At 70.1% G+C, this 24671-nt stretch carries 21 protein-coding genes and 1 pseudogene; 11 read left to right on the top strand and 11 right to left on the bottom strand.

Annotated elements, in window-relative coordinates:
* Positions 1 to 19: 19 nt before the first annotated feature.
* The 3 genes from ACIBO2_RS39815 to ACIBO2_RS39805 form a co-directional block, all read right to left on the bottom strand.
* A complete protein-coding gene (locus ACIBO2_RS39815) occupies positions 20 to 2254 on the bottom strand; it encodes a carbohydrate-binding protein (RefSeq protein ID WP_397303673.1) in 2235 nt (744 codons plus the stop codon).
* A 152-nt stretch (positions 2255 to 2406) separates the two neighbouring features.
* Positions 2407 to 2493: a hypothetical protein gene (locus ACIBO2_RS39810; protein ID WP_397303811.1), complete on the bottom strand. Its 87-nt coding sequence runs from the start codon at positions 2491 to 2493 to the stop codon at positions 2407 to 2409.
* The gene (locus tag ACIBO2_RS39805; RefSeq protein ID WP_358536166.1) at positions 2484 to 2663 is read right to left on the bottom strand and encodes a hypothetical protein; all 180 of its coding nucleotides are present in this window, start codon (positions 2661 to 2663) and stop codon (positions 2484 to 2486) included. Before ACIBO2_RS39805 ends, ACIBO2_RS39810 begins: the two co-directional genes overlap by 10 nt.
* A gap of 234 nt (positions 2664 to 2897) precedes the next feature.
* Between ACIBO2_RS39805 and ACIBO2_RS39800 the strand changes: the two genes are divergently transcribed.
* Positions 2898 to 3035 (top strand): hypothetical protein, encoded by a 138-nt coding sequence (locus ACIBO2_RS39800; RefSeq protein WP_397303820.1) that lies wholly within the window; start codon positions 2898 to 2900, stop codon positions 3033 to 3035.
* A 6-nt stretch (positions 3036 to 3041) separates the two neighbouring features.
* Here ACIBO2_RS39800 and ACIBO2_RS39795 read toward each other — a convergent pair.
* A pseudogene (locus ACIBO2_RS39795) lies at positions 3042 to 3188 on the bottom strand (PaaX family transcriptional regulator C-terminal domain-containing protein); the annotation flags it as partial.
* A 271-nt stretch (positions 3189 to 3459) separates the two neighbouring features.
* Here ACIBO2_RS39795 and ACIBO2_RS39790 point away from each other — a divergent pair.
* Complete coding sequence (locus tag ACIBO2_RS39790; RefSeq protein ID WP_358536162.1) at positions 3460 to 3594, top strand: hypothetical protein; 135 nt, start codon at positions 3460 to 3462, stop codon at positions 3592 to 3594.
* Positions 3595 to 4167: 573 nt separating this feature from the next.
* Here the strand turns inward: ACIBO2_RS39790 and lepA are convergent.
* Complete coding sequence (lepA, locus tag ACIBO2_RS39785) at positions 4168 to 5997, bottom strand: translation elongation factor 4 (RefSeq protein ID WP_397303671.1); 1830 nt, start codon at positions 5995 to 5997, stop codon at positions 4168 to 4170.
* A gap of 55 nt (positions 5998 to 6052) precedes the next feature.
* Between lepA and ACIBO2_RS39780 the strand changes: the two genes are divergently transcribed.
* From ACIBO2_RS39780 to ACIBO2_RS39765, 4 genes are all read left to right on the top strand, one after another.
* Positions 6053 to 7042: a hypothetical protein gene (locus ACIBO2_RS39780; protein ID WP_397303669.1), complete on the top strand. Its 990-nt coding sequence runs from the start codon at positions 6053 to 6055 to the stop codon at positions 7040 to 7042.
* A gap of 149 nt (positions 7043 to 7191) precedes the next feature.
* A complete protein-coding gene (gene rpsT, locus ACIBO2_RS39775; protein ID WP_219527587.1) occupies positions 7192 to 7461 on the top strand; it encodes a 30S ribosomal protein S20 in 270 nt (89 codons plus the stop codon).
* A 186-nt stretch (positions 7462 to 7647) separates the two neighbouring features.
* Entirely contained in the window at positions 7648 to 10695 is a 3048-nt protein-coding gene (locus ACIBO2_RS39770) for an FtsX-like permease family protein (protein ID WP_358535508.1), read from the top strand.
* Positions 10692 to 13307 (top strand): FtsX-like permease family protein, encoded by a 2616-nt coding sequence (locus ACIBO2_RS39765; protein WP_358535506.1) that lies wholly within the window; start codon positions 10692 to 10694, stop codon positions 13305 to 13307. The genes ACIBO2_RS39770 and ACIBO2_RS39765 overlap by 4 nt, the downstream gene beginning before the upstream one ends.
* Here ACIBO2_RS39765 and ACIBO2_RS39760 read toward each other — a convergent pair.
* Positions 13290 to 14519, bottom strand: coding sequence for an RNA-guided endonuclease InsQ/TnpB family protein (locus ACIBO2_RS39760; protein WP_397303666.1), 1230 nt, complete (start codon positions 14517 to 14519; stop codon positions 13290 to 13292). The genes ACIBO2_RS39765 and ACIBO2_RS39760 overlap by 18 nt on opposite strands.
* Before the next feature lie 137 nt (positions 14520 to 14656).
* Here ACIBO2_RS39760 and ACIBO2_RS39755 point away from each other — a divergent pair, with 137 nt between their 5' ends.
* Together ACIBO2_RS39755 and ACIBO2_RS39750 are read left to right on the top strand one after the other, a co-directional pair.
* Positions 14657 to 15580 (top strand): ABC transporter ATP-binding protein, encoded by a 924-nt coding sequence (locus ACIBO2_RS39755; protein WP_358535502.1) that lies wholly within the window; start codon positions 14657 to 14659, stop codon positions 15578 to 15580.
* Positions 15570 to 16283, top strand: coding sequence for an ABC transporter ATP-binding protein (locus ACIBO2_RS39750; protein ID WP_358535500.1), 714 nt, complete (start codon positions 15570 to 15572; stop codon positions 16281 to 16283). The genes ACIBO2_RS39755 and ACIBO2_RS39750 overlap by 11 nt, the downstream gene beginning before the upstream one ends.
* Here ACIBO2_RS39750 and ACIBO2_RS39745 read toward each other — a convergent pair.
* Positions 16225 to 17418 carry an MFS transporter gene (locus tag ACIBO2_RS39745; protein ID WP_358535498.1) on the bottom strand — a complete coding sequence of 398 codons (1194 nt, stop codon included), beginning with the start codon at positions 17416 to 17418 and terminating at the stop codon, positions 16225 to 16227. The genes ACIBO2_RS39750 and ACIBO2_RS39745 overlap by 59 nt on opposite strands.
* A 76-nt stretch (positions 17419 to 17494) precedes the next feature.
* Here ACIBO2_RS39745 and ACIBO2_RS39740 point away from each other — a divergent pair, with 76 nt between their 5' ends.
* Positions 17495 to 18028 (top strand): MarR family transcriptional regulator, encoded by a 534-nt coding sequence (locus ACIBO2_RS39740; RefSeq protein WP_358536139.1) that lies wholly within the window; start codon positions 17495 to 17497, stop codon positions 18026 to 18028.
* A gap of 39 nt (positions 18029 to 18067) precedes the next feature.
* Here ACIBO2_RS39740 and ACIBO2_RS39735 read toward each other — a convergent pair whose 3' ends face one another.
* From ACIBO2_RS39735 to ACIBO2_RS39720, 4 genes are all read right to left on the bottom strand, one after another.
* Positions 18068 to 19213: an epoxide hydrolase family protein gene (locus ACIBO2_RS39735; protein WP_397303663.1), complete on the bottom strand. Its 1146-nt coding sequence runs from the start codon at positions 19211 to 19213 to the stop codon at positions 18068 to 18070.
* A 123-nt stretch (positions 19214 to 19336) separates the two neighbouring features.
* On the bottom strand, positions 19337 to 20308 hold the full coding sequence (gene holA / locus ACIBO2_RS39730; RefSeq protein ID WP_358535494.1) for a DNA polymerase III subunit delta: 972 nt from the start codon (positions 20306 to 20308) through the stop codon (positions 19337 to 19339).
* Between the two features lie 57 nt (positions 20309 to 20365).
* Entirely contained in the window at positions 20366 to 21823 is a 1458-nt protein-coding gene (locus ACIBO2_RS39725) for an ankyrin repeat domain-containing protein (RefSeq protein ID WP_397303660.1), read from the bottom strand.
* Between the two features lie 145 nt (positions 21824 to 21968).
* The gene (locus tag ACIBO2_RS39720; RefSeq protein ID WP_397303658.1) at positions 21969 to 22664 is read right to left on the bottom strand and encodes an alpha/beta fold hydrolase; all 696 of its coding nucleotides are present in this window, start codon (positions 22662 to 22664) and stop codon (positions 21969 to 21971) included.
* Positions 22665 to 22737: 73 nt separating this feature from the next.
* Between ACIBO2_RS39720 and ACIBO2_RS39715 the strand changes: the two genes are divergently transcribed.
* A complete protein-coding gene (locus tag ACIBO2_RS39715; protein ID WP_358535488.1) occupies positions 22738 to 23295 on the top strand; it encodes a TetR/AcrR family transcriptional regulator in 558 nt (185 codons plus the stop codon).
* A gap of 216 nt (positions 23296 to 23511) precedes the next feature.
* Complete coding sequence (locus ACIBO2_RS39710; RefSeq protein WP_357947153.1) at positions 23512 to 24339, top strand: helix-turn-helix transcriptional regulator; 828 nt, start codon at positions 23512 to 23514, stop codon at positions 24337 to 24339.
* Positions 24340 to 24671: the final 332 nt, after the last annotated feature.

Below are 24671 nucleotides of genomic sequence, written 5' to 3'. Positions count from 1 at the left end.
CCGCCAGGCCGCTGGGCGTTCAGCGGACGTAGATGTCGGGTTTCGGCGGGGTGCTCATGCCGTCACCGAGGAAGAAGCTCGGGTGCGGCGGCTGGTTGTAGGCGGTGTTCTGCCAGGCGATGGCGACGCGGTACTGGGCGTCGTGCAGCAGTGTGTAGATCCGCCGGTCGGTCGGGATGGTGGTGGCGTAGACGCGCAGGGCGGCGTTGTCGTCGCGGGGCAGGATGATCTCCTCGCGCCAGTCGCCGAACAGGTCGCCGGACAGTGACGGGGTGGACTTGGTGCCGTTGATGGAGTGCGCGCCGGAGCCGGTGAGCAGGCGGGTGTCGCCGCTGGTGCCGTACTTGTCGACGTGGTTGCCGTCCAGCAGTTCCCTCACCGGGTCGGCGTCCCACCAGACGAGGAAGTTGTAGCTGCTGGGCGTGCGCCCGACGCTGCTGCCGGAGGCGTTGAACAGGTTGGTCAGGCCGGTACCCGCCCCCCAGAACTCGCCGCCGGGGTTTCCCGCGTAGATGTCGTCGGCCACGCCACGGGCCGGCCCCTCGCAGCCGCAGGTGTTGTTCTTCTGCATGATGATCGAGCCGTTGCCGGCGTCACGCAGCGTGGCGGCGGCGCCGGAGCTCTGCTCGTGGATCTGCCAGATCTCCTTGCCGGTACGGCTGGGCACGAAGTCGCCCACGTGCAGGGCGTCGCCGTGGGCGTAGAAGCTGGTGGTGTAGCGGCCGGTGCCGTTGGCGTTGATGGTCATGCCGCCGTAGATGATCTCGTCGGTGCCGTTGCCGTCGACGTCGGCGATGGACAGCGCGTGGGTGCCGCGGCCGGTCCATTGGCTGCCGGCGTTGCTGGAGTCGAACTTCCAGCGCAGGGTGAGCTGGCCATCGCGGAAATCCCAGGCCGCGATCGTGCTCTTGGCGTAGTAGCCGCGGCCCATGACAATGCTGGGGCGCCGGCCGTCCAGGTAGGCCGTTCCGGCCAGGAACCGGTCGACGCGGTTGCCGTAGCTGTCGCCCCAGTCGCTGACGTTGCCGCGGGCCGGCTCGAAGTTCACCGTGGACATGGCCGCGCCGGTGAGCCCGTTGAACACGGTCAGGTACTCCGGCCCGGTGAGGATGTAGCCGTCGCCGTTGCGGTAGTCGGCATTCGCGTTGCCGATCACCTGCCCGCTGCCGGACACGGTGCCGTCGCCGGTCTTGACCGCCAGCTCGGCCCGGCCGTCCCCGTCGTAGTCGTACACCTGGAACTGCGTGTAGTGCGCACCGGCCCGGATGTTGCGACCCAGGTTGATGCGCCACAACCGCTGGCCGTTGAGCCGGTAGGCGTCGATATAGACGTTGCTGGTGACTCCGGACTGGGAGTTGTCCTTCTGGTCGCTCGGATCCCACTTGAGGAAGATCTCGTACTGGCCGTCTCCGTCGACGTCACCGACGCTCGCGTCCCCGGCCGTGTAGTTGCCGCCCGGAGGGGAGATCGGCACGTCCAGGTAATTACCGCCGGTGAAGCGCAATGACGGCTCGGACGCGCCCTGCTCCACGCTGTCCACGACCGCGCGGACAGTGTAGGAGGCATCGGCCGACGCTCCGTTGTCCAGGTAGTTGGTGCCACCGGTGAGCGGCGAGGAGTTCAGTTTGGTCGAGCCACGGTAGAGGTTGAACCCGGTGCTGGGGCTCTCGGTGCCGAGCAGCCTCCAGGACACCAGGTTGCCGCTGCCCGAGCGCACGCTGATCAGGCCGCGGTTGAGGTCCTCCATCTGGCGGCCGGTCGGGTTCGGATTCGGGCTGTCCTGGCCGGTCTCCAGGTAGTCCACATTGGGCAGGCCGTCGGCCGTGGTGGGGCTCAGCCGGATGGTGTTGTCGCCGGAGTTCAGCGTGACCGTCAGCGTCCTGGTGACCCAGGTGGTCCAGGCACCGGTGGGGTCGAACGCGCTGGCCGCGTGCGCGACTGTTCCGTTGACCAGCACGTCGGCGGGACGGTTGGCGGTGGCGCCGTTGGCGTACCGGATGGCGATGGTGGCCGTCCCGGCGGCGGGCGCGTTCACGGTGAACTGCGCCGCCGCGCCGACTGCGTTGTTGGCGTTGCAGAATCCGCTGCCGGAGAAGCCCGCGTGGTTGGACTCGATGACACCGTCACACGTGGCCGACGCGCTCTCCGCCTCGTAGCGGGTCGTGGCCGCGGCGGCTCCCGTGGCCATGACGACACCGGCGGCGGCCACCGTCACCGCGACGGCAGCGGACAGCAATGCGCTGCGTAAGTGCATGATTCGAGCTCCCGAAGGTAGGCCGGATGGCTATCGCAGGTAGGGGACTGGAGGCAGGTTCAGTTCACGCACGCCCTGCAGGACGAGCCTGGCCAAGCGTCGCTCTGCACCTGCGCGGTGGCCGTGCTCGCCGTACGGTCTGCCACCCGCGCCTAGGTGACGCCGTCAGCGGACACTGACACCTGGTAGCGGTAGCTGCGCGCGAGCTCCCAGCGCACCTCCGTGCCGCTCAGCGCCACCGCGCTTCCCAGGTCGACCTGCCACCAGCGGCCGCTCCCGCCGTCGGCGGCGCTGCCAGGGCACCGGCCTGAGCGACGATCGCCTGCCAGGAGCCGAGCAGGGACATGCCGCCGGCGGCCGCCGCTCTGGCGGCGCTCAGTCTCAGGAAGGTACGCCTTTGCATCCACATGCTCACTCCTGGCGTGGGACCTGTGAAGGAATTCGATCCACCCCCGGGCCCGGCTACGGCTGCTGAAGGCATCAGCGTGCTCGGCGTCGGGGCCGGCGTGGAGACACGGCGATGTGCGTCGAGAAGTGTTACTGCGGTGCGATTAGGTGTCAACGGTCGATGCGACCGACGGCCGCCGGCATAGATGACGACGGCCGGCATGGACGACGTGGTGCGGAGGGACCGGTTCGCGGCGTGACGAATCCCAGCGGCCATGTCCGCGACCGTGTGCGCCTGGATTTCGGGGCGATATCCGTCCGCGACGCCGGCCACCACGGCACGGACGTGGTCCTGCCCAGGCCGCAGGAGACCGTCGTAGACCTGGACAAATAGGTGCCGGGCACGTCTGCGCGGCCACTCTGGCGGCATAAGGACAACAGGCAGCATCGGGTCGAGCACCGGGAAGCGGCGGCAGACGTCCATGACCTCGGTACGGGCCCGTACCGCCGTGGCATCGGTCACCGCGCCGGCAGCTATCCGGGGCACCAGCGGGCCCCAGTGGCCGGTGAATGTTTCATACTCCTTCGCGATGGCCGCCAGGTCCCAGGCCTCAACCGGGCTGCGGTCAGCCCCCGCCTCCAGTTCCAGGTGCTGCGCGCGGAACACCCGTCACCGCACCGAGCGCGCCACGGCCGCCGGCTCCGCTCGCTCTTCCGGCGATGGGGGTCCGGCGAGATCCACATCCCGTCGTACAGCGGAGCGTAGCCGTACCGCCCTGGCGACTTCCCTCCAGAACCCCCCACGGGCCAGCCTGCTGATGGACGTGCGGGCGGCGCCAGGGGTCACGCCGAACTCTCCCAGCAGGGCCACGATCGCCGCCGAGGGCAACCAGGCCCGAGTACGCCTCGTCCTAGGACCGTTCGATCACCACGGCGTCGTCCTGCGGCGGTGAGGCAACGTCCCGGGGATCGGCCAGGTGCGGCTCATTCATGCATGTGACTCATTCATTCAAAGCCTTAAGGTCGGCGGGACATCGGTCACCCGTTGTTGTCCGAAGACCGCCTTCGCCTTCCCCTGAATTTCGGCGCGCCGGCTGGGGAGCAGTCCCAGCGTGGACCCGTCCCATAGGCCGCAGCGCGAGGGTGCTCCGTTGGAAGGCTGTCCGGCTATCTGGCCGGAACAGACCGCCGATGACCTCGCCAGCCGCGTACAGACCGGGCACCGGCGCCCCGCCAGCTCCCAAGACATGATCTACCAACACATCCTGGCGAGCGCCTGGGCTTTTCTGATGCCTCACCGCCTACTTGGCGATCTTGCCGCCAAGGTCAGTCCAATCAGCCGACCCGGCGAAGCGTTCTTGGGAAGGCGGTCCGAGCGCAGCGAGGCCCTTCAGGGCGGGCGTCAGCCCGCCTGGGAGGACATCCGGAGCGAAGCGAAGGCCCGTTGTGGAGTGCTCGGCGGAGCGCTCAGGCCGTACATGAGAGAAGCCCCGCACCTACAAACGGGTGCGGGGCTTCCGAAAGGGCTACTTCTTGGCCTTGTCGGCGCTGGAGTCGGTCGACAGTGCCGCGACGAACGCCTCCTGCGGCACCTCGACCCGCCCGACCATCTTCATCCGCTTCTTGCCTTCCTTCTGCTTCTCCAGCAGCTTGCGCTTACGCGTGATGTCGCCGCCGTAGCACTTGGCGAGGACGTCCTTGCGGATGGCGCGGATGTTCTCGCGGGCGATGACGCGGGCGCCGATGGCCGCCTGGATCGGCACCTCGAACTGCTGCCTGGGGATCAGCTCGCGCAGCTTCTTGGCCATGTCGACGCCATAGGCGTAGGCCTTGTCCTTGTGGACGATGGCGCTGAAGGCGTCGACGGCCTCGCCCTGGAGCAGGATGTCGACCTTGACCAGCTCCGACTCCTGCTCCCCGTCGGGCTCGTAGTCGAGCGAGGCGTAGCCCCGGGTGCGCGACTTGAGCTGGTCGAAGAAGTCGAAGATGATCTCGCCGAGCGGCAGCGTGTAGCGGATCTCGACCCGGTCTTCCGACAGGTAGTCCATGCCGCGGAGCTGACCGCGCCGCCCCTGGCAGATCTCCATGATCACGCCGATGAACTCGGCCGGGGCCAGGATGGTCGACTTGGTCACCGGCTCGAAGACCTGCGAGATCTTGCCGCCGGTGGGGAACTCCGACGGGTTGGTGACGGTCAGCTCGGAGCCGTCCTCCATGACCACCCGATAGACGACGTTGGGCGCGGTGGAGATCAGCGACAGGCCGAACTCGCGCTCCAGCCGTTCGCGGACGATCTCCATGTGGAGCAGGCCGAGGAAGCCGACGCGGAAGCCGAAGCCGAGCGCGGCCGAGGTCTCCGGCTCGTAGATCAGCGCGGCGTCGTTGAGCTGCAGCTTGTCGAGGGCCTCGCGCAGCTCGGGATATTGGTCGCCGTCGATGGGATAGAGGCCGGAGAACACCATCGGCTTGGGGTGGTCGTAGCCCGCCAGCATCTCGGTGGCGCCCTTGGCGACCGAGGTGACGGTGTCACCGACGCGCGACTGGCGCACGTCCTTGACGCCGGTGATCAGGTAGCCCACCTCACCGACGCCCAGCCCCAGCTCCGACACCTTGGGCTCGGGCGAGATGACGCCGATCTCCAGCGTCTCATGGGCGGCTTGGGTGGACATCATCAGGATGCGCTCGCGCTTGCCCAGGTGGCCGTCGAAGACCCGGACATAGGTGACGACGCCCCGGTAGGTGTCGTAGACCGAGTCGAAGATCAGCGCGCGGGCGGCCGCGTCGGCGGCGCCCACCGGCGCGGGGATGGTCTGCACCACGTGGTCGAGCAGCTCGCTCACACCCACGCCGGTCTTGCCCGAGACCCTGAGCACGTCGGACGGGTCGCAGCCGATCAGGCCCGCGAGCTCCTCGGCGAACTTCTCCGGCTGCGCCGCGGGCAGGTCGATCTTGTTGAGCACCGGAATGATGTGCAGGTCGTTGTTCATGGCCAGGTAGAGGTTGGCCAGCGTCTGCGCCTCGATGCCCTGGGCGGCGTCGACCAGCAGGATCGCGCCCTCGCACGCCTGCAGCGACCGGGACACCTCGTAGGTGAAGTCGACGTGGCCCGGTGTGTCGATCATGTTGAGGACGTGGCCGTCCCAGGGCAGCCGCACGGCCTGCGACTTGATCGTGATGCCGCGCTCCCGCTCGATGTCCATCCTGTCGAGGTATTGGGCGCGCATGGACCGGTCGTCTACCACGCCGGTGATCTGCAGCATCCGATCGGCAAGGGTCGACTTGCCGTGGTCGATATGCGCGATGATGCAGAAGTTGCGGATCAACGCGGGGTCGGTCTGGCCAGGCTGAGTGCGCACCGAAGTCCGTTTCGACAGGGTTGAGGTCAAGCGTCTTTCATGGTGACATGCCCGGGTGATTGCCCGAACCGCCATTCGCCGTGGCCTGCGCCTTGTCGCGCTGGCCCTGGCCGTCGTCGTCGCGCTGCTCGGCCTCCTCGCCGGCGCGCTCCGCGTTCAGTTTACCGGTGACCCGGCGGCCTGGGCGAAGAGCACGGGCAACGACGCTCTCTGGCTCGGCCACGCCTGGGTCGACGGCCGCCGTACGGAGCAGGATGTGGAGCGCCTCGCGGTACGCCTGCGCGCCACGGGCATCAAGGACCTGTACGTCCACGCGGGCCCGTTCGACAAGGACGGCCGCCTAAATCCCGATAAATACCCCAACGCCGGAAATTTCGTTCGATGGGGGCGGCAGTACCTCCCCGGCGTCCGCGTCTCCGCCTGGCTCGGCCAGAAGGTCGACGGCTTCCTCGATCTCGACGACGCCAAGTCCCGCGAGAACGTCCTGGCCGGAGTCGCCGCCATCATGAAGACCGGTTTCGACGGCATCCACTACAACTTCGAGCCGATCGGTGACGGCGACCGTGAGTTCCTCGACCTCCTCGGCAGAACCCGCCAGTACACCAAGCTGCTGTCGATCTCGACGCCCCAGATCGAGCCGTATCCCCTGATACGCCTGCCCGCCCGGGCGATCCTCGGCCACGACAAATACTGGTCGAGCGGCTACTTCAGGGAGGCCGCCGAGCGCGTCGACCAGGTGGCCATCATGACGTACGACTCCCTCACTCCCCTGCAGCCCCTTTACGGGGGCTATGTCGTACGGCAGGCCACCCTCGCCCTCGACCTGGTCCCGGAGACGAAGCTGGTCCTCGTGGGCGCCCCCGCCTACCACGACCACGGCGTCGGATGGAGCGACGCCGCCGAGAGCGTGGCCATGGCCGCCCAGGGCGCCAAGCTGGCCCTGACGGAGCACGGCAGGCGGGAGCGGTTCGGCCTGGCCCTGTACGTCGATTTCGCCGCCACGGAGGAGGATTGGCGCGAATACACCACCGAGTGGTTCTCCTGAGGCCGTACACTGGTCCGAGACTCCAATTCCCAGGGTGTTGATTTGAGCTGTCCTCTGGGTTATTGGTAATCTGTTCAACTGCGTGTGGCGCGCCCCTCTCACGAGCCCGCGCGCCCCATCCATCACTCAGACTTTACCGAGGCTTCTTCGTGGCGAACATCAAGTCCCAGATCAAGCGCAACAAGCAGAACGAGAAGGCTCGCCTGCGCAACAAGGCGGTCAAGTCCTCGCTGAAGACGGCCGTGCGCAAGTTCCGCGAGGCCGCCGAGCAGGGCGACGCCCAGCAGGCCGCCGAGCTGCAGCGGGCCGCCGCCCGTCAGCTCGACAAGGCCGTCAGCAAGGGCGTCATCCACAAGAACCAGGCCGCCAACCGCAAGTCGGCGATCGCCAAGCAGGCCGCCTCCCTGGCAGCCAAGTAAGGCCCAGCCAGGCTCGATCGAAGAGCAAGGCGCCAGAGCGCCGCACCTCCGTCAAGGGGTGCGGCGTTTTTTGTGTCACGATTTCGATATCACACGGCCGCATCAGGTCTGTCACCGTTGCGAAGATCACCTTGCCCTCCCCCAGCTGAATGCCCAAAGGTTCACTAAACGGGGCAGGGGGGGCACATGCGGGGGCCGTTGGTCGTCAAACGGGCGTTCAGCGAGCCGTTGCTGTTGCTGGCCGCGTTCGGGTCGATCCTGCTGGCCACGACGACTCTGGTCGCGCTGACCATGTACGCCTCCACCATCGCCGAGGTGGGCGTGCGTCGCACGATGGAGACCGCGCCGCTGGGCCAGGTGGCCGCGACCATCGCCGCCCCCGTCACCGGCGAGACGTTCCCGGCGCTCGACCAGGCGATCCGCGCCGAGCTCGCCAGGGCCTACGCGGGCGCGCCCGCCGCCATCACGATCGCCTTCCGCTCCGACTCCTACGTCCGGCCGGGCCAGGAGAGCCGCAAGACTCCCGAACTGCTCAGGTTCGGCAGCTATGACGGTCTCGACGCCCACGCCAAGCTGGTCTCCGGCACCTGGCCGAACGCCACCGAACGCAAGACGGTCGAGGCCGCGATCTCCCTGTCGGCGGCCACGGCGCTCGGCGTCAAGGCGGGTCAGGAGATCACCACAGAAGGCCGCCTCGACCACAAGGCGGTCAACGTCCGCATCACCGGCGTCTTTCAGCTCAACGACCCGTTCGGCGACCGCTGGACCGGCGAGCAACTGCTCACCAGAGGCGTCGAGACGGGCGAGTTCACCACCTACGGCCCGCTGATGGTCGCCCGTGAGACGTTCCTGAGCCGCTTCGCCACGAACGTCAACGCCACCTGGACCGCCGTCCCCGACCTGCGCACGTTGTCACCGGAGCAGCTGCGGCCGTTCGCCGCCCGGGTGACCGAGCTGCGCGACCGACTCCACGCGAACGGCTGCGCGAGCTGCACCGCCACCAGCCGCCTGCCGGAGATGCTCGCCCAGCTCGGCACCGCCGCCCTGGTCGCCCGCTCCACCATGCTGATCCCGGTCCTGCAGTTGCTGCTGCTGGCGGCGTACGCGCTCATGCTCACCGCCCGCCTGCTCGCCGACCACCGCCGCATGGAGGTGGCGCTGCTGCGCTCGCGCGGCGCGGGCACGCTGCGGCTGGCCGCACTGGCGGGCGGCGAGGCGCTGCTGGTGGCCCTCCCATGCGCGATCGTCGCGCCCTTCCTCGGCCCGCCGCTGCTGGCCCTGGTCAACGCGCTGCCCTGGATCAGGGCCTCGGGCGTACGGCTGGCGCCCTCGCCCGACCTGGGCACCTTCGCGGTCTCGATCGGCGTGGCCCTGGCCTCGGCCGTACTCCTCATGCTCCCGGCCCTCGCCGGCGCCCGGCGTACCTATGTGGAGGAGCAGTCGGCGCGCGGCCGCGGCGGCGGGCGCGGGCTGATCGAGCGGGCCGGGGCGGACCTGGCGCTGCTGGTGGTGGCGGGGCTGGCCATCTGGCAGCTGCGGCGCTACGGCGCGCCCGTCACCGCGACCGCCGCCGGCGACCTCGGCATCGACCCGCTCATCGTCTCGGGACCGGCCCTGGCGCTGCTCACCGGGGGCATGCTGGGCCTGCGTCTGGTGCCTCGCGTCTCGAAGCTGGCCGAGCGGATCACCGCCAGGCGGCCCACGCTCGCCCCGGCGCTCGGCGTCTGGCAGGTCAGCCGGCGGCCGCTCAAGTACGCCGGGCCCGCGCTGCTGCTGACCATGGCCATCGCGATCGGCATCGTGTCCATGGCCACGGCCGCCACCTGGCGCGGTTCCCAGCAGGACCAGGCCCGCCATCAGGCCGGGGCCGACCTGCGGATCTCCGGGCCGCCGGACGGTCCCGAGCTGGGCACGTTCGGGCGCGGCACCGCGTTCGCCGCGCTGCCGGGCGTCACGGCGGCCTCGCCCGCCTTCCGCGGCCCGGTCCAGCTCAGCGGCGAGGGCGCGGTCCTGCTCGGCCTCGACGCCGGCAAGCTCGACCGGCTCTTCCAGTTGCGGCCCGACCTGTCGGCGCGCTCGGTCGCGGAGATGGCGCGGGTGCTCGGCTCGGGCCGGCCGCGAGGTGCCCCGCTGGAGCTGCCGGGCAAGCCCACGACGCTCACGTTGCACGCCCGCGCCGACGCCGCGGTGTCGCTGCGGATGATGGTCTCGGACGCGCTCGGCGTCTGGCGCGAGCTGTCCCTGGGCCTGCTCCATCCGGGCGACAACCAGATCGACCTCGACCTCACGGAGATCGCCGGGCGGACCGGGAAGATCACCTATCCGCTGTCGGTCCGCGGCCTGGTCGCCAATCCGCCCGAGAGCGGCGGCGCGCAGGTCACGATGACCGGTCTGAGCGCGGATCGCCCGATCTCGCTCAAGGCGAGCGGATCACAGCCGGTCGCGGTCGCCTTCGGCGAGTTGTCCGGCCCGCTGCCCGTGGTGCTCACCACCGACCTGGCCGCCTCGCTCAAGCTCTCGGCGGGCCAGGTGGGCCGGGTCAACCTGGATCGGCGGATCGTCGAGGTCAAGGTCGCGGGCCTGGTCGACCGGATGCCGACGACCGCCGCTGACCAGCCCGCCGTACTGGCCGACTGGGCCACGCTGCAGGCGTACGGCCTGGCGGCGGGAGAGATCCCCAGACCGGCCACCGAATGGTGGCTCGCCGCCCACGACGGTGACGCCGGGCCCGCTCTCGCGGCGCTGAAGAAGCGGCCGGAGTGGGATGTCACCGCGGTCGACCAGCGCGAGCTCGCCGAGCGGCTGCGGGACGATCCGCTGGCCAGCGGGCTGCAGGGGGCGCTGATCCTGGGCTTCGCGGCGGCGCTGGCGTTCGCCGCGCTCGGCTTCGTGGTGAACGCCACCGTCGCGGCGCGGGAGCGGATGGCCGAGTTCACGATCCTGCGGGCGCTCGGGGTGAGCCAGCGGCAGGTGTTCGGGCTGCTGGCGGTCGAGCAGGCGTTCGTCATCGGACTGTCGCTGGTGGCGGGCACGGCGCTGGCGGTCGTGGTGGGCGTCCTGGTCGTGCCGCACATCGTGCTCACCGGGCAGGCCGCGGCCGTCACGCCGGACGTGCTGCTCGACATCCCGTGGGCGGCGACCGCGGCCATGCTGGCGCTGGTGGCCGCGGTGCTGCTCGGCATCGTCGCCGTACTGGCCCGCAACCTGCGTGGGCAGCGTCAGGAGGACTTGTGAGGATCCTGCGGCTGGCCCAGGCGTATCTGGGCACGATGGCCATGCTGTCCCTGCTGACATTGAGCGCCTGCCTGCTCGTGGCGGGGCTGCCGCGGGTGCTGCAGGGCTCGTACGACGAAGCGCTCCACCGAGCCCTCCAGGACGCGCCCGCGCAGCAGGCCGACCTGACCGTACAGACCAGGACGCGCGGCGGGCCGGACGACCTGCACGAGCCCGGCCAGTTCGTCTCCAGGGACGCCCGGCTGCGCTCGCTCGTGCCGCCGCGGCTGCGGCCGCTCGTCACGGCCACCGGGCAAATGAGCGCGAAGACGTACGACACGCCGGTCCACCTGTCGGGCGGGCAGACCTACATCAACCTCGCCTGGCTGTCGGACAGTGAGCGGCGGGTCGAGTGGGTCGACGGCCGGGCGCCGGGCAAGCCGACGACCATGCGCTGGAGCGGGACGGAGATCCCGCTGTTCGAGGTGGGCATCGTGGAGGAGGCCCGCACCACGATGCCGCTGAAGATCGGCGACGTGCGGATCCTCGGTGAGAGCGACTACGCCGCCGTCAAGATCGTGGGCGTGTTCAGGGCGAAGGACCCCGGCGCCCGCTACTGGAGCCACGACACCGACGTCCTGCACGTCACGCAGGTCCAGCCGCCCGGCAAGCTGGAGCTGGAGCGGCGCACGACCGCGCTGATCCCGGCCGCCGGCCTGGCCGCCCTGAGCGGCGCCGACCGCAACCTGATCTACAGCTGGATCCTGCCGGTCGAGCCCACCGCGGCAGCCTCTCTCGACCTGCCCGAGTTGCGTGCCGCCATCGAGGACTACGGGCACGTGATCACCCTGCAACCGGCGGGCGCCGACAGCCAGTACCGACTGGAGACGGAGCTGCCGGGGCTGCTGGACAAGTTCGGGACCGCGCTGGGCACCGCGCAGACCGTGATGTTCCTGGTGCTCGGCGGCCTGCTGGTCGTGGCGCTGGGGGTGCTCGTGCTGGCCGTGCAACTGCTGGCCGAGCGGATCGATCACCCGCTCGCGCTGGCGCGGGCGCGCGGCGGGTCGCTGCGGCAGGTGGCGGGTGCCGGTACGGCGCTCGTGGCCATCGCGGTGGTGCCCGCGGCGCTGGCCGGGTGGGGGCTGGCCTTCCTGGTGCCGGGGCCGGTGCCGTGGCTCGCCCACGTAGGGCCCGCCCTTGTGCCCCTCACCGCCGTCGGCTACGCGGCCGCGCGGCTGGCCGTGACGCACCGGACGCCCCTGCACGAGCGCCGCGACGACGTGGCCGCCGCCCGCCCGTCGGCCCGGCGGATCACCCTAGAGGTGCTGGTCGTCGGCCTGGCGCTGGCCGGCGCGTACCTGCTGCGCACCCGCGGCCTGACGACCGGCGGCCAGGACCCGTTCCTGCTGCTCGTACCGGTCGCGCTGACGGTCGCCGCCGCGCTGATCACCATCCGCTGCTATCCCCTCCCCCTCAAGCTGCTCGTACGGCTGGCCGCGCGCGGCCGCCTGGCCGTGCCCTTCCTGGGCCTGACCAGGGCGGCCCGGGCCAGATCCGCCAGCGTGCTGCCGGTGTTGATCCTGCTGCCCGCGCTGGCCGTGTCGGTGTTCGGGACAGTGATCTCCGGTGGGCTGGCCACCACGCAGCGCCTGGCGTCCTGGCAGAGCGTCGGCGCGCCGATCAAGCTGACCTCCCCCGTGGAGCTGCCTCCCGACGCCATCGAACGGGTGCGCAAAGTGCCCGGCGTACGTCTGCTGGTGCCCGCGCAGACCGCCACCGCGCAGATCGGCTACGGCGGCGAGCGCGCCGAGATCATCGCCGTCGACGTGGCACAATGGCGGCGGCTGCTGGACGGCGCGCCGATCAGCGTGCCCCTCACCGCCTCGGGAGCCGCGGGGATCCCGGTGCTGGTCTCCAGCGAGCTGCGCGGACGCGGCACGTTCGAGATCGCCTGGTATGAGCGGATGAAGGTCACCACGGCCGGCGAGATCGCCTCGCTGCCCGGCTTCTTCCCGCGCGGCAAGTTCATCGTGCTGCCCTTCGCGACGAACAAGCGGCCCGGCGTCAACACCCTGCTGATCAAGGGCGAGGCGGATCCCGCGGCCCTGCTGGCGGCCACCGGACAGCCCAAGGCCGAGCTGACCTCGCAGGAACAGGCCCTCGCCGCGATCGAGGACGACCCGATGACCGGCACCGTCCAGAACATCCTGCTCCTCACCACCATCGCGCTCGCGGTCTACGCGCTCATCGCCGTGCTGGTGACGCTGGTGATCGGCGCGGCCGACCGGGCCAGGGCGCTGTCGTTCCTGCGCACGCTGGGGCTGTCGGACCGCCAGGCGCGGGGCCTGACCGTGCTGGAGATCCTCCCGCTGATCCTCATCGCCTCGCTCGCCGGGCTCGCGCTCGGCCTCGGCCTGCCCGCGGCGCTCGGGCCCGCCATCGACCTGTCCGCCTACACCGGTGACCTGCCCGTCGGCGACTACTCCGCCGATCCGGTCATACCGGTCGTCCTGGCGGCCGGGCTGGCCGCCGTCGCCGTGCTCGGCACCTACGCGCACACCGCCATCAGCCGCCGGCGCAGCCTCGGCGCCGCACTCCGAGTGGGTGACCTCGTATCAACTACCACCGGCTGAATCTGGCGGTTTGCTCTCGCGGTCCCGTCTGGGTGAAGGGAGGCCGGTAGCGTGTGGCTGGTTGATGGCAGCCCAGCCCGCTACGCCGCGTGTGGCGATGTTGCGGGCTGCGATGTGGTCGGCGTGCCCAGCGAGGCCACACCTTTGGCAGACGAACCGGCCCCGCGCCGGCCGGTTCGCCCGGCTGATATGCCCGCAGTCCGGGCACGCCTGCGAGGTGTAGGCGGGGTCGACCAGGACGAAGGCGATCCCGGCTCGCGCGGCCTTGTAGCGAGTGAAGGCGATCTGCTGGGCGAACGCCCAGCTGTGCAGGGTGCGCCGCTGGAACCGATGAGCCCTTACCCGGCCGCGAATGCCCTGAAGGTCCTCCAGGGCGATGCCGCGGCCGGTGCGTTCGGCTTCACGCACCACAAACTTGCTGATCTGGTGGTTGAGGTCGGTCATCATCCGATGCTCACGACTGGACAGACGGCGCAGCACCCGCCGCGCCGCCGCCGTGCCCTTCTTCTGCAACCGTCGGCGTTGGCGATGGCGCCGCTCGCGCAGCGTGCGGACGTGGCCGTTGCCGCCGACCGGCCCGGCCAAGGCGGGGCCGGGCAGCACCGCACCATCGGAGGTGACCGCCAGGTTGGCCACACCTTGATCTACCCCGAGGAAGCCGCCGTCCGGCTCGCGTACCACCGGCTTGGGCAGGGTGAGGACGACCAGCAGCAGCCACATCCCTCGCCGGTAGATCAGGTCGGCCTCGCCGCGCGGCAGCGTGTCGATGGCTTTGAGGTCTTCTGGCCGGCCGGTGTAGGGGACGGTGACGCGGCCGGTGGGGGTCCACAACGACACCGTGCGGGCGTCCCGGTTGAAGCTCATCAGCCGGGCGTCGTAGGGGACGGCTCCGTGCGGGCGGAAGATATGGGCGCGTTTCTTGGTGGCGCGCCGGTTGGCGTAGGCGCCGGCGACCCGGGCGATCGCCCGCACGGCCGCTTGCGCGCCCAGCCCGGCCACCTGCCCACGCACCTCGTAGTAGGCCAGCCGATGCAGCTCCACCACAGCGAAAGTGCGATGCTCCCAGGCCAGACGGGAGACGACGGTCGCCGCCTGATTGCACAGCAGCACCGCCGCGGCCAGCGCGTCGGCTTGGGCCGGGGTGGGCGTGAGGCGCAGTTGCACGATCGTGGGCAGGCCGTGGCGTTTGGTGGCGGAGCGGCGGATCGCCATCGCGCACCTCCTGTCACAGCCATCTCACTCACCGCACATATTACCGAACGTGACCGATTCTTTCCATACTGTTTTCGAAAGGAGGGATGGCGCTTCCTCCCGGACCTTAAAGACCGGGTCCCCGCGCCATCACCCACATGAGTCCTACGTTGTCCGAACTGGAGGCTAGGGCCGCCGAAGAGAAGGCGGCCTTCGGCGGAGACGCGCACATCGTGTGCGACAACCTGGTGCGCATCTACAAGACCGAGGGCGTCGAGGTGGTCGCCCTGCAGGGCCTCGACCTGCTCATCCAGGAGGGCGAACTGGTCGCCGTCGTCGGCGCCTCCGGGTCGGGCAAGTCGACGCTCCTGAACGTGCTGTCCGGCCTGGACGTGCCCACGGCGGGGGTGGCCCGGGTGGCGGGGACGGACCTGCTGTCAATGACCGCGAAGGACCGGCTGCGGTACCGGCGCGACATCGTCGGGTTCGTCTGGCAGCAGACCGCACGCAACCTGCTCCCGTACCTGACCGCCCGGGAGAACGTCGAGCTGCCGATGAAGCTGGCCGGCCGTTCAGGGATAGGCAAGGCACGTCGGGGACAGGCCACCGAACTGCTGGACCTGATGGGCGTCGCCTCCTGCGCGGACCGCAAGGTGCCCGAGATGTCCGGCGGTGAGCAGCAGCGGGTCGCCATCGCCGTCGCCCTGGCCAACTCCCCGCAGCTCGTCCTGGCCGACGAACCCACCGGCGAGCTGGACAGCGAGACCTCGGAGGAGGTGTTCGGGGCGCTGCGCAAGGCCAACGGCGAGCTGGGCGTGACCGTGGTCATCGTGACGCACGACCCGCTGGTGTCGGAGCGCGTCGATCGTACGATCGGCATCCGCGACGGGCGGACCAGCAGCGAGACGCTCCGCCGCGAGGGCGTCGCCGAGGAGTACGCCGTGCTCGACCGCGTGGGGCGGCTGCAACTGCCCCGCGACTTCATGAACGCCCTGGACATGGAACGCCGGGTGCGCCTCGAACTCGAATCCGACCACATCGGTGTGTGGCCGGCCCGAGAGGAGCCCTCCAATGAGCAGTGAGCCTCTGGTTGTCGTAGAGGGGGTGCGCAAGACCTATCGCGCCGGGCCGAAGGAGGTCGTGGCGCTGCGGGAGGTGTCGTTCTCGGCCTACCCCGGCGAGCTGATCGCCATCCGCGGCCGGTCGGGGTCCGGCAAGACGACCCTGCTGAACCAGATCGGCGGGCTCGACCGGCCCGACGCCGGGCGCGTCGTCGTGGCGGGGGCCGAGGTGACCTCGATGTCCGAGGACGACCTGCTGGCGCTGCGCCGCGACGTGGTGGGGTTCGTGTTCCAGTCGTTTGGGCTGATCCCGGTGCTGTCGGCGGCCGAGAACGTCGGCGTGCCGATGCGGCTGGCCCGCACCCCGGTCGCGGAACGGGAGGCGCGCGTGCGCGTGCTGCTCTCCCTCGTCGGGCTGGAACAGCACGTCAACCAGCGGCCGTACGAGCTGTCGGGCGGCCAGCGGCAGCGGGTGGCGATCGCCAGGTCGCTGGCCAACCGGCCCCGGCTGCTGGTCGCCGACGAGCCCACCGGACAACTCGATTCACAGACCGGGCGGCAGATCATGGAGCTGCTGCGCGCCCTGGTCCGCAGCGAGGGCGTCACCGCGCTGGTCGCCACCCACGACCCGAGCCTCATCACGCTGGCCGACCGGGTGCTGGAGATCAGCGACGGAGTCCTGCGGGAGGCCGCTCCTCTGGAGAGCCGGTCTTCGGAGGCTTGACGGACGTGATCGCGGCCAGGTTCGCCACGGCCACGGCGACCGCTCCCGCCAGCAGCAGCCCGGTCATGCCCACGAAGCCCGCGAGCGGCGCCGCCACGGCCAGCCCGAACGGCCGCGACGCGAACGAGATGAGCTGATCGAAGGCCCGCACCCGCCCCAGCGCGCCCTCGGGGATCTCCTCGGCGACGACGGTCTCCCACAACGGGCTGAGCAGCCCGAGCCCGAACATCGCCACGAAGTACGCCGCCGCGATCAGCACCACGTTCGACGTCAGCGCCAGCGCCACCAGCGGCAGCAGGTACAGCGCGGCGGCCACCTGGACGACGACCAGCGGCCGGCGGACGGGCAGCCTCGGCACCAGGAACACCCCCGCGACCAGGCCGACCGTGCCGCACTGCACGATGAGCACCCAGCTGGCCTCGCCGCCGAGGTGCTTGACCGCGGTCAGCGGGCCGAGAGTGAGGAACAACCCGGCCATGAAATGCCAAACGCCATGGCCGAGCACCGACTTCAGGAACCACGGCCGCGTCCTGACCTCGCGCCACCCCTCGGCCAGGTCCTTGGCGAAGGTGTTCCGGGCCCTCTCGGGCTGCTTGGCCGTACGGACTCCGCCAAGGGTGAGCGCCGAGCAGGCGAACAGCGCGGCGGTGAGCAGCGCCGCCCACCCCGGGCCCGCCACCAGCACCACGCCGCCCGACAGGGCGGGCGCGAGCACGCCGGACGTGCTGGTGGCCACCCCGATGCGCGCGTTCACCCGCAGCCGATCCGGGCCTGGCACCACGGCCGCGACCAGCCTCGGCACAGCAGGCATGCCGAACGCGATCGCCACCCCCGCCACCGCGGACAACACGGCCAGGTCGAGCACGCGGCCAACGCCCATCAGCAGCTCGATCCCGATGGCGGCCTGGGAGAGGCCGCGGACCAGGTCGGCCACCAGCGCCACCCGCTCGGGCCGGAAACGGTCGGCCAGCACCCCGCCGACCGGGAGCAGCAGGAGGAGCGGGATCAATTCGCAGGCCAGGACGAGACCAAGGGCCTCGGCCGAGCCTGTGGTGCGGAGGACGGCGAGGGTGAGGGTGGTGGGGATCAAGGCGGTGGCCAAGGCGGAGATGGCTCGCCCGAGCAGAAGTCTCATGGGGCTGGACATTAATTCGCTGGCTAATGTTTCGTCAACTAAATACTTGCTGGCTTAGGATTGGTGAGTGGACTCGATGAACGCGGGCTCCGGCTCTAGCTCCGGTTCTATCTCCAGCTCCGACTCCAGTGATTCGGTCGATCGGCATCTGGCGCGGTGGCGGGGCAAGGCGCCGTACGACGAGCGGGTGGAGGCGGTCGTGACGCGGATGCACTTCCTCGTCAAGCATCTGCGTCAGACGAAGGAGGCGGCGCTGGCGGAGGTGGGGATGCAGGACTTCGAGTTCGAGACGCTGCATCGGCTGGTGGCCAGTTCGGGCTCCGCGACGCCTTCGGAGCTGGCCGCGGAGCTGATGCTGTCGCCCGCCGGGATGACCGGCCGCCTCGACACGCTGGAGAAGTCGGGCCTGATACGCCGCCTGCGCAGCACGGACGACCGCCGCCGGGTCGACGTGGAGCTGACGGACCGGGGGCACGAGCTGTGGATGGAGGCCATGCGGATCCGGGGGGAGGTGGAGGCCGCGATGGTCTACGTGCTGGATCCGGCGGAGCAGGCGATCCTGGACGGCCTGCTCAAACGCCTCCTGGTGAACGTGGAATCCACCCGCTGACCCTGGTCAGGCGCGCCGAGTTCGCGGAGCCGCAGCCGGTCAGGGGCGGCGGAGCTCGCGGAAGAAGCTCGTCAGCTCCTCCTGGAGGAGGGCCGGCTCCTCCAGGGGCAGGAAGTGGCCGCCTCTGCCGGGCTCGCTCCAGTGCCGGATGTCCGAGAGGGCCCGCTCGGCGAGTGCCCGCGGAAAGTCGGCCATCAACGGCTCATGGCTCAGCGTGACCGCCGCGGGCACGCTGATGGGCGGCCGGGCGGTGTTGTGCTCGAAGTCGAAGTATTGCCTGAACGAGGTGCCGATCGAGCCCGTGGCCCAGTAGAGGGTGAGGATCGTCAGCAGGGTGTCCCGGTCGAACCGCGTCTCCACCTCGCCGTGACAGTCGCTCCAGTCGCGGTATTTGTCCACGATCCACGCGGCCAGCCCGACCGGCGAGTCCAGGAGCGCGGCGGCGATGGTGTCGGGCCGCGTGCCCATGATGGCGCTGTAGCCGGCGTCGCCCTCGTCATAGACGGCTTCCGCGTCGAGGAAAGCCTGCTCCTCCGCCGACAGCGGCGGATCCTCCAGCGACGCCGGGAACGGCGGATGGATCAGGTGAATCCCGATCACCTGATCCGGATAGAGCGCCCCCAGCCACCCGGTCGCCGCCCCGCCGATGTCACCGCCGAACGCGCCGTAACGCTCGTAGCCCAGCGCCTCGGTCATCAGCGCGTGCAGCGTCCGCGCCATCGCCGCCCTGGTCAGGGGCTCAGCGGGCAGCTCCGAATAGAGGAAGCCGGGCATGGACGGGATCACCACGTCGAACGCGTCCTCCGGATCACCCCCGAACCGTCCCGGATCGGCCAGCCGGGCCGCCAGCGGCAGCATCTCCATGAAGCTGCTCGGCCACCCGTGGCTCAGCAGCAACGGCATGGGCGCGGGCCCGCTGCCGGGAATCTTCAGGAAGTGCGTGCGCGTGCCGTCGATGTGCGCGATGCCGTGCGGCAGAGCGTTCAGCTCGGCCTCACGTGCCCGGAAGTCGAATCCCTCGGCCCAGTAGCCGACCAGGTCACGTAGATAGCCGGGATCCGCGCCGCCCTGCCACGCCTGCTCCCCTGACCGCGTGGGGTCGCCGAACCGCGTGTTACGCAGCCGGTTTCGCAGGTCGTCCAGCACGTCGTCCGGCACCTCAATACGAAACGGCGACCAGCTCACATACCCTCCAGCAACCGACAGGAGGCGCACATCGCCCTCCGACGCTTCGCGACCTTACCGGGGTGTCGGCTACCGGACCATTGGTTATCGGGGCGGGTGGCACCCATGGGCCTGTACGGGCATCTACCGGCCCGTACGGTTGGCGACGATCACTTGCACCGTGTGTTCGAGCGCGTACGCCGGGTCGGCGCCGCCGCCCTTGACCTGCTCGTCGGCGTCGGCCACCGCCTGGATGGCGCGGGACAGGCCCTCCGGACCCCAGCCGTTCAGCTGCCGCTTGACGCGGTCGATCTTCCACGGCGGCATGCCCAGGTGGCTCGCCAACTGCCCGCCCCTGAGGTTGCGCGGCGCTCCGCCGACCTTGGCCAGGCCCCTCAGCCCGCCCGCCAGCGCGCTCACCAGCAGCACCGGGGCCACCCCGGTGCCGAGCGCCCAGCGGAGCTGCTCCAGCGCCTCGGCCAGCCGCCCCTCGAGCGCCGAGTCGGCCACGTTGAACCCGGTGACCTCCGCCCGCCCCTTGTGATAGCGGGCCACGGCCGCCGCGTTGATCGTCTTTTCTTCCGTGTCGAACACCAGCTGGTTGCAGGCCGCGGCCAGCTCCCGCAGATCATTGCCCACCGCCTCGAGCAGCGCCTGTGCGGCGTCGCTCGAAATGCCGCGCCCCGCCCGCTTGATCTCGCCCTTGACGAAGTCGAGCCGCTCCCCGGCCTTGGTGACCTTGTTGACGGTGACGACTCGCGCCCCCGCCTTCTTGACCCCGTCGACCAGCGCCTTGCCCTTCACCCCGCCCGGGTGGACCAGGATGAGCACGGTGTCGTCGGAGGGCTGGGCCACGTACTTCACGACCTCGGCGATGACGTCCTTGATGAGATCCTGCGCGGACCGGATCACCACCACGGAACGATCACCGAACAGCGACGGCGAGGTCAGCTGGGTCAGCTCCCCCGGCGCCACCTTTCCGCCGATGAGATCGTGCACCTCCGCGCCGCCGTCGGCCGCCCGCGCCGCCGCGACCACCTCGCTGACCGCCCGCTCGGCCAGCAGCTCCTCGTCGCCGACGACCAAGGTCACGAGTGCTGGGTCTGTTGCCGCCATGTCGTGCAGCATGCCATGCGGCGCCGACAAGCGGGTACTCGACGACGGCGGTGCCGATCACGTCATACTGGACTCTTCTCCCAGACTTCGCAGGTACGCCGCCGCGCGATGCATGCCGCCGTGTTCGGCCCAGCCGAGCGGGGTCGCGTCGTACGCCGTGTCCTTGATCGCCGGGTCGGCGCCGAGCTCGATCAGTGTCCTGGCCGTCTCGACGTCGTCATTCCAGGCCGCCGCGTGCAGCGGGGTGGACTCACGCAGGTGGTTCACGCCGAAGCCGAGTCCGGCGAGCAGCCGTACCGCCGCGGGCTTGCGCTGCTCGGCAGCCCTGATGATCAGGCCGGGGAATCGTTCGAGCGCCCGCGTCAGCGGTTCCGGGCCGAATGCGGCCACCGCGTCGGCGTCGGCGCGCATGCAGGCGGCGGTGAAGGTCTCCATCTCGTCCAGTACCGCCGAGGCGCCTGCCGCGGCGAGTTGCTCGGCGATCTCGGTGTGCCCGTTCAACAGGGCGAGCTCGTAGGGGGTGCGCCCGCCGTACGCCGGATGCCCGCCCAGGCCGTCCACCTCCGCGCCGTGTGCCAGGAGCAGCCGGGCCCGCCGCGGGCCGCCCCGCAGCGCGGCGGTGGCCAGTTCGTCGCGCAGCATCTGCTGCGGGGACTGCAGCGTGGGACCCAGCCGGGCATGCCACGGGCCGCCCTCACCACGGCCCAGGCCGAACTCCAGCAGCAGCTGAAGGTGGGCGGTGTCGTCGGAGCGGGCGCCGCCGAGCCCGAGGTTGTAGAGCGTCTGACCGTCATTGGGGTCCGCCCCTGCCGCCAGCAGCAGCCTGGCCAGCGCCAGGCCCTGCGGATGTGGTGGCTGGTGGCCCTCTCCTCCACCGAACGCGCCCGTGAGAACGGTGAACGGCGTGGGCAGCCCGTCCCAGAGGAATCCGGCGTTCGGATCGGCGCCATGGTCGAGGAGGAGCCGGGCGGCGGCCACGTACCGGCCGGGAGCATCGAGCCGCGCGTAGGCCAGGTAGAGCAGCGGCTCCCACCCGAAGGGGCCGCCCTGCTCTGGGGCGAGCCCCGGATTTTCGGTCAGTACATCGGCCAGCGCATCGGCCGAGCCGGTGGCCGCCATGGTGAAGACGTTCGCGGTGGCCAACTGCGGATGCCGGGCCAGCAGCAGGTCGGCGTCCGCGGTCCGGCCCGGGTAGTCCGTGCCATAGGTGAGGCAGGCGAGCCGCAGGAACTCCTCCGGCAACTCTTCGCTCGGCGCGACCCGGTGCGGCGAGCGGGAGTAGCGCTCGACGGTGCCGAGGTGTTCTTTGAGCTTGGGCCAGCTCGCGAAGCCGTACATGCGGGCGGTGACGAGTTGCGCGTCGGCCAGCTTGAGCGTCTCCGGCGTTCGGGGATGGAACTCGGCGACGAGCCCGAGCGCCTCGGGAACTCCCGCCTTCGCGTACTGAAGCAGCGTCTTGGCCTGCTTGCGGAGCCGTTCGAGGCTGGGGTTGTCGGGCAGGCGATGGATGAGCACGAGGGCCTCCTTTCCGTCTGGCCTGGCGTCCGCATGATCAGGCCGGAAAAGAGGTCGGGCCGGGTCGTTCGATGAGCATCAGGTGGGCTTAGCCCTGTCCGCGGACCGGTGGCGCCCTGGGCGCACACCTACCCTACGCCGTTGCTCAGGTCAGATCGAGGACGAGCTCGGCGACGACATTCGGCTGGGCCAGGAAGGGGTGGTGACCCGCGGCCACCTCGACCGCGCGCGTGGCCCGCTTGGCCTGGGCGCGCTGCAAAGCCGGAGGAGTGCCGTTGTCCTGCGCGCACACGACGTAGGTGGACGGGATCTGTTTCCAAGCAGCGGCCTGGACCGGCGCGGTGGTGACGGCAGCGCTCTGCCGTACCAAGCGCGCGTGCGCCTGCTCCACCGCCTCCTGGTCGCAGTCTTGCAGGAAAGTCCGCGTGGCGAGCTCGGCGCGCACGCCGAAGGTGCCGTCAGGGTCGAAGTCCAGGTACGGCGCGGGCGTCCCGTCACCGTACGATGCCAGGCTCTCGCCCACCTCCGGGAGGAAACTTGCGATATACACCAGATGGCGCACCTGGGGCAGCTCTATCGCCGCGGCGCTCGCCACAACACCGCCATAACTGTGGCTGACCACGATCGTCGGCTGGTTGTCCGACGCCAGCCATTCACGCACGGCCGCCACGTCGTCCTCCAGCGTCGGCCCTTTCCCGCTGGGCACGTCCCCCGTCTCCCCGCAGCTCGGCAGCGGCGGAGCGGAGCTGCGGACGCCGCGCGCCTCCAGCTCGCCGGCGGCTCGGTGCCACCACCATGCCCCGTCACGTACACACGCCCCGTGGACGAACACCACCCGCACCGTGACCTCCCGGATCTTCTCTGTCGGCTGGGCACGATAATATGCGTAACGAGCATTACGTCAAAGGAAGGTCATGGGACGCAAGCCACAGCCCGACATCAGAAGGTCGCTCCTCGATGCCTGCACCGATCACGTGCTGGCTCACGGCTTGCCCACCAGCCTGACCCCGCTCGCCGAAGCCGCCGGCACCACGGCGCGCATGCTGATCTACCACTTCGGCACCCGCGAACGGCTCCTGCGTGAAGTGCTCGGCGAGGCCCGGCGACGACAGCTCGACTTCTTCGGAAAAGCGCTCGCACCAAGGGACGAACCATACGAGGAGACCCTCGCCCGAGCCTGGCGGGTGCTGAGCGGCCCTGAGGGCGCGCCCTACCTGCGCCTGTTCGGCACCGTTCACAACACGCCCGACGGGCAGGCCCTGTGGCCCGACTTCCGCAGGGCCGCCACCACCGACTGGCTCGCGGTCCTGGAACAGGGGTTGCGCGCCCACCATGGCGCGGCGGCACCCGCGCTGGCCACCGCCGCGCTCGCCGTTGTCCGCGGGCTCCTCATGGACACCGACGCCACCGGCGACACCGCCCGCACCGATGCGGCCTTCACCGCCTTCCTCGACCTGCTCCGCGCACGGTGAACTCGCGGGCCGCCGACTCGGCCGGCATGAGCTGAGTCGCTGCTGTTTCGCCGAAAGCAATGGTCACATCCGGCCGAACCGTACTCAATGGTTTCTTCATGATTTTCAAGAAACCCTACAGACGGGGGGCCGAACCCGGGCGTAGCTTCAAAGCAAACTCCATCACCCAAGCCGAGGTGGCCCATGACAAGTCACAGCACAATCATGGAAGCGCGAATGTCGCTCGCTATCCGGCTCAAGGATTTACGCACCGCCCACACCGCGGACGGCCGGCGAATGACCGGCGACCGCCTGGCCGAGGCCATGGGGTGGCGCGGACGCAAGTCCCGCATCTCCAAAATCGAGAACGGCCAGCAGGTCCCGAGCGACGACGATATCCGCGCCTGGGCCACCGCCTGCGGGGCCGAACACGAAATACCCGACCTGCTCGCCGCCGCCCGCCATATCGACACGCTCTACACCGAATGGCGGCGCCTGGAGCGGAATGGGCTGGGCCAGGTCCAGGAGGCGTTCATCCCGCTGTACGAGCGCACGACCCGATTACGCGTGTGGCAGCACTCCACCGTGCCCGGCCTGCTGCAGACCGAGGCGTACGCCCGCGCCCATCTGTCCACGATCATCTCCTTCCGCGGCATAACCGATGACCTGGACCGAGCCGTGGCGGCGCGCATGGCGCAGCAGCAGTCGCTCGGGGGCGTACGGCGCTTCGTGTTCGTACTCGGCGAGCAGACGCTGCGCACCCCCATGGTGAACCCCGCCGGGATGAACGCCCAGCTCGACCGGCTGGCCACCTACACCCGGGACAATCCCTACGTCAGCCTCGGCATCCTGCCGTACAGCCGCAAACCACCCGTCATGCCGCCGGAGAACTTCTGGCTGTACGACGCCACCGAGGTCCGGGTCGACGGTGTCGCCGCGCAGTTCCGGATCAAGAAACCGGACGACGTCGCCGTGTACGAAAAGGCGTTCACCGCACTGGCTGAAGTGGCCGTCTACGGGCCGCTCGCGCTGTCTTGTATCGACGCGGCCCGCCCAGATCTTTAAGAAACTTTTCGAAACTTACTTGAGCGGCCACAACGCTGATTCGTACCTTCGAGGCGGACCACTTAGCGGCGGCCGGAAGGCTCCCGGACTTCCAAACCCCGGCCGCCGCAAGCAAGCACCACCTCCGTGAGGAAGTCGCTGTGTCCCCCACCGCCTTACCTGCGGACCCCTCCGCACACCGGCCCGCATTACCTGTGAACATCTCCGCACGTCCGATCTCGCAATTCGCGAACACGACCCCACGTCCGATCGCGCCACCCGCGGACACAACCGCACACCCATCCGCGCTTGTCGCGGACACCACCGCACACCCATCCGCACTTATCGCGGAC

The sequence above is a fragment of the Nonomuraea sp. NPDC050022 genome, assembly GCF_044460705.1.
Classification (GTDB): Bacteria; Actinomycetota; Actinomycetes; order Streptosporangiales; family Streptosporangiaceae; genus Nonomuraea.
The sequence above is the reverse complement of the archived record's forward strand: the minus strand, read 5'-3'. Positions and strand labels throughout refer to the sequence as shown.

Bases quoted from the DNA above. Each gene is read 5' to 3' on its own strand.
- ACIBO2_RS39815 (WP_397303673.1), bottom strand. From the start codon at position 2,254: ATGCACTTACGCAGCGCATTGCTGTCCGCTGCCGTCGCGGTGACGGTG.
- ACIBO2_RS39745 (WP_358535498.1), bottom strand. From the start codon at position 17,418: ATGAGACTTCTGCTCGGGCGAGCCATCTCCGCCTTGGCCACCGCCTTG.
- ACIBO2_RS39755 (WP_358535502.1), top strand. From the start codon at position 14,657: ATGAGTCCTACGTTGTCCGAACTGGAGGCTAGGGCCGCCGAAGAGAAG.
- holA (WP_358535494.1), bottom strand. From the start codon at position 20,308: ATGGCGGCAACAGACCCAGCACTCGTGACCTTGGTCGTCGGCGACGAG.
- ACIBO2_RS39760 (WP_397303666.1), bottom strand. From the start codon at position 14,519: ATGGCGATCCGCCGCTCCGCCACCAAACGCCACGGCCTGCCCACGATC.
- ACIBO2_RS39770 (WP_358535508.1), top strand. From the start codon at position 7,648: ATGCGGGGGCCGTTGGTCGTCAAACGGGCGTTCAGCGAGCCGTTGCTG.
- ACIBO2_RS39750 (WP_358535500.1), top strand. From the start codon at position 15,570: ATGAGCAGTGAGCCTCTGGTTGTCGTAGAGGGGGTGCGCAAGACCTAT.
- ACIBO2_RS39805 (WP_358536166.1), bottom strand. From the start codon at position 2,663: ATGTGGATGCAAAGGCGTACCTTCCTGAGACTGAGCGCCGCCAGAGCG.
- ACIBO2_RS39715 (WP_358535488.1), top strand. From the start codon at position 22,738: ATGGGACGCAAGCCACAGCCCGACATCAGAAGGTCGCTCCTCGATGCC.
- ACIBO2_RS39710 (WP_357947153.1), top strand. From the start codon at position 23,512: ATGTCGCTCGCTATCCGGCTCAAGGATTTACGCACCGCCCACACCGCG.
- ACIBO2_RS39790 (WP_358536162.1), top strand. From the start codon at position 3,460: ATGGACGTGCGGGCGGCGCCAGGGGTCACGCCGAACTCTCCCAGCAGG.
- ACIBO2_RS39740 (WP_358536139.1), top strand. From the start codon at position 17,495: ATGAACGCGGGCTCCGGCTCTAGCTCCGGTTCTATCTCCAGCTCCGAC.